This is a genomic window from Pseudomonas sp. 05N434 (assembly GCF_056396965.1).
On sequence record NZ_JBFTMK010000689.1, the window covers coordinates 1 to 4216 of the forward strand.

General features: G+C 59.5%; 3 protein-coding genes and 1 pseudogene. All 4 read right to left on the bottom strand.

What is annotated here, in order from left to right:
* On the bottom strand, positions 1 to 1793 hold a 1793-nt coding region (locus AC1DLB_RS28090), incomplete at its 3' end, for a YjbH domain-containing protein (RefSeq protein WP_477786094.1).
* Positions 1794 to 1801: 8 nt separating this feature from the next.
* Positions 1802 to 2373 (bottom strand): annotated as a pseudogene (locus tag AC1DLB_RS28095) (capsule biosynthesis GfcC family protein).
* Positions 2370 to 3029, bottom strand: coding sequence for a YjbF family lipoprotein (locus AC1DLB_RS28100; RefSeq protein ID WP_064616874.1), 660 nt, complete (start codon positions 3027 to 3029; stop codon positions 2370 to 2372). The pseudogene AC1DLB_RS28095 and the gene AC1DLB_RS28100 overlap by 4 nt, the downstream one beginning before the upstream one ends.
* 14 nt (positions 3030 to 3043) lie before the next feature.
* The gene (locus AC1DLB_RS28105) at positions 3044 to 4156 is read right to left on the bottom strand and encodes a polysaccharide biosynthesis/export family protein (protein ID WP_173861152.1); all 1113 of its coding nucleotides are present in this window, start codon (positions 4154 to 4156) and stop codon (positions 3044 to 3046) included.
* Positions 4157 to 4216 lie beyond the last annotated feature (60 nt).

Sequence of the window (4216 nt, forward strand, 5' to 3'; positions counted from 1 at the left end):
CCCCAGTCCCGTGCCAGGTAACGCCCGACGCTGACCGCTGCAAGCATGTCATTGGGCAATTCAGTATAGCTGGTGACATGACCCGTTATGGTCTGGTAATCGCGCAGGCCGAAGCCCTGATCAAAGTCCCGCTGGCGCACAAAGTTCAGATCGGCGCCCAATGACCAGCGTTTCCCCGTGGGTCGATACAGCACTTCGCTGCCGACCCCGGCATACATGGATTCCAGATAGCCGCCATAGACCATGCCATACCAGTCCCGATCCAGCTGCGCCGCGTGGTTGAACTGGAACGTTGGCATCGTCACATCGGAGGTGGTCAGGTATTGACGCAAATCGGTGCGCACTCGCGGCAACCCGCTCGGTGCGTCGTAGGTGAACTTGTCGTAGTTGTTCAGCAGGTTGACGCTGAGCAGGCCGCTCCACCAGGTGTTGCGGGTGAAACGGTACTCCGCATCGGCATCAGCGGTGAACTGATAGAGCAAGCCATTGGGGCCGCCAATATTCTGTTTGTAGCCCAGGCCCAAGCCATAGCTGAACGGTTCCAGCGCCTGGGTATAGAGCGTGGTTTCCCGGTGTGCAGTCGCCGGATTGACCTCGGTCGTACGGTGCAGATCCTTCAGCGGCTGGTCGTTGTTCACCACCGCGCGGAATGTTTCCCGCGGCACGCTGGTTTCTTCGATAGACATGTCATAACGCTGATTCACCAAGGTGAACCAATCGATGTCCTGATTGACGCTGTTATCGAGAATCCGGCTGGCCCGCCCGACAGCCTTGGCCGAATAGAAATAGCGAGACTGCTCGCCATACACCATCAACTCCGAGCCGCGCTGGGTAATGCGTTTGACCTTGTAGCCGGCATTTTGCTGCAGCCGGTTGGAGACATCGGCCCAGTTGACTTGATCGGGCGGAGTCAACGGTGCCTGCGCGGGCAGCCGCTCGGCGGGAGGATCATAGGTCTTCACCGGTGCCTTGCGGCTGACAAAGTTGGTGTGCAGGGTGATGCCGAACATCGCCGTATTGCCACGCTCCCAACCGGCGCTCAGGTCGACGCTGTCGGCCAGCTTGTAGACCACACCGACGTTGATCGGCAGGTCTTGCTTGAGCGGGTTGTCCAGTGGCTCGTTCTTGTAATCGTTGCCCTCGTACTCGATCTTCAGGCTCAGTGGTTCCCAGGGCGTTTGATAGGCAATCCCGCCAAACAACGAAGGATGGCCCCTGAAGTAAGCGTTGGTGTTCACGTCCCCTGCCCTGGCGACAACTGCAGTGCTCTGTGGGCGGTCGTTGAACTGGCTGCCCAAAATCGAAAGCGGGTTACTGAAATCCCCACGATTACCCAGATAACCCCAGGCAATGCCGAGGCTGAAATCCAGGTCGCCATAACGCTTGTTGGCGACGAAATACTCGCTGGAAAACAGCCCGGTACCACCGATATCCCGGGCGCCGATAGCGACCTGCGGGGCCCAGTGAGTTTCTTCCCAAAGCCGCGCTTTCAAGTCGATGGCCTTGTCTTTGAAGCTCTGGCCGTCGCTAAAGTCCTCGGGGCCGTAATTACGGTTGGTGATCGCTGTGTAACGAAACGACCCTTCCAGCCAATCGAGTGGCTGCAAGGAAAAACTGTAGCGCGAATAAGGGTCGGTACGGCTGGCCGTGACGCTCAACTCCCCCGCCGGGGCCATGCGCGCGGTGGGGGTCTGTAACAGACCGACGCCACCAAAATCACTCTGGGTGTAGCGCGGTTCACCGTGAGCCAATCCGCAGGGCAGGAGCAATGCAGCAGCAAAACGTAACTTCAACGGGCACTTCAAGGGGCCACCTCAGCCAGCGGTTGAGTGGCGAGAAACTCGGCCAGTTGTTGATTGAGCTCAGGGGTCGGCGTCTCGAGATCGTCGCTCCTGATCGGCACCAGGATCTTGCTGCCGGGCGCCACAACGATGCCGTCCTCACGATTCCATGCCGCCACGCCCACGCGCCGAACCTGGCCGTCGGGCTGGATCAGCCACAAATAATCACCCTCGGCGTCGCCAAGAATGGCGCAGTCACGGGCATAGGCACGCACTTCCTGCAGGGCTCGGTAAGGCACCTGACAAGGCTGCGCGACCGCCCCGAAAACTTCCACGGTGGACGGCCGCTGGGGGTAAATCAGATGGTCGCCATCATCCAGCAGCGCGTTGCGGGCGAACCCCGTTTCCACAGCGATCGGATCGAGCACCGCGACCTGACGTCCGGTGACCGAATGACATCCAGCAAGCGCGCACCGGGCTTGATTTCGAATTGACCAGGGCTGCGCACGTCACCGCTGACCGTGACGGCCGCCTGGCCCACGCCCGGGCCGATCAACAGCAGACCAAGCAAGAAAAGGTTTGAACACTTCACCGGGCAGCTCCCCGATCACGGCGCACCTGCACGATTTTCAGAAACAGTTGCGGCGTCAGATGCTGCTCGCTGCGCAGGATGAAACCGTCCTGGGGGTCGACCCAGTAGCGGTTGGTGGCGCGGAAATTCAGGGTGGGTGCATCCACCTGCTCGTCGATGCGCAGCAAGGCGTAATCCTTGTCCAGAATGCTGATGGTTTCGATGCCATGGGGACTGAAACGGCTGTTGACCGCGATACCGATGCGGTTGCCGTTATAGATGTCGATCCAGCGCGTGCTGGTATAGCCGTCGGGCAAATGCTGAAGGCCGCGTTTGAAGGGCGACTCTTCATTGAAGCGAGTGCCATCCAGGGAAACGCCCAGCCCGACAGTGCGCACCACCAGGCCGTCGCGCATCAGCAGCACTTGCTTGCCGGAAGCGACCCAGAACTGCAGGTCGCCCCGCCGACGAGCCATGGCCATCACGCCCTCACTGGAGGGGGTGGTGACCAGGATCTGCGGATATGGCACAGCGTCGACCTGAGCACGAGTCAAATTGATAGAGGCAGGCCCCGCGACAGATGTTTCAAGGGTGTCCCAGGAGGCCTTCATCAACGGGTTACACCCGCACAGCAAGAGCGCCATCGTCAGACTGGCGCAGGTAGGCAAAGTTTTCACGGCGGGATTGAGCCTTATCTGCTGTTGGCTTCGCTGAGATCGTTAAGTGAGCTGGCACCGGTCCCCAGGACAGTGGCCGTAGGCAGAAGCTGACTGATCAGACGGTTCCAGCGCGTCACGCCGGCCGGGCCGACATAGACGATGTCTTGCGGTTGCAAGTCGAAACGGGTGGCCAGTACCAGGGCCGAAGGGGATTCTGCGTCGAGCTGGAACACCTTGGCCGGTTCGGTTTCCAGGTGGTCGGCGCCGCGAATCACGTACACCGCATTGCCGTTGGAGGTGGTCTGGTTCAAGCCCCCCACTGTGCCCAGCGCATCGGTCAGGTTGATCGACTTGCCTTTGAAGCTCAGTGCGCGAGGCAAATTGACCTCACCCATGACATAGATCCGCTTTTGGTCGTTATAGGGCAGGTACAGCCGGTCGCCGCCCTTGAGGTAAACGCCTTGCAACTGTGAGTCCTGGCGATTGAGGGTGTCCAGATCGAGCTTGTATTCGCGCCCGTCCCGGGTCAGCGTCAGGCCTGACAGGTCTGCGTTCGAGGGGTCCACACCGGCCGCGCCAACGGCCTCCACCACGCTCAACGGTGTGGTAGTGATTGGCTGTTGGCCAGCCTTGAGCACCGCACCGGAAATCACCACGGTCTGGCTGGCGAAGCGCAATACGCTGACGTCGACCTGGGGGCTTTCGACAAATTGCGACAAGCGCTCGGCAATAAAGGCCCGCAACTCTTCGATGGTTTTACCGGCCGCCGGGATATTACCGATGTAGGGATAAAACAACGTGCCGTCCGGACGCACCAGACGCCCGTTGGCATCGAGTTGCTGTTGCGGTCCCGAAGGCGCCGTCAACTCGGGGTGATCCCAGACCGTGATAAATAACAGGTCGTTGGCACCCACGCGATAACCGCCTGGAACGTAGGACAACAACGCTGGGGGAACGGATTCGCGAACTTGCGTGGCGGCATCCATGGCAATCAATTTAGGCGTGATAGGAATAAGCTCCACCCGGCTACTTTCCGGAGAGCCGTCACTGACCATTTGACTGGTGTCCATGTGTTGACCAGGCGAAAACATACAGCCGTGCAAGCTGATACTTGCCAGCATAACAACAGATAATCTACGGATCATAATGGCACTACGCTAGTCGAGGGCAAATCTAAAACAAGATCACCCAGAAAGTTCTGAGTG

What these genes read in the sequence shown, in the direction of transcription:
- AC1DLB_RS28105 (WP_173861152.1), bottom strand. Translation starts at nt 4,156, where the DNA reads ATGATCCGTAGATTATCTGTTGTTATGCTGGCAAGTATCAGCTTGCAC.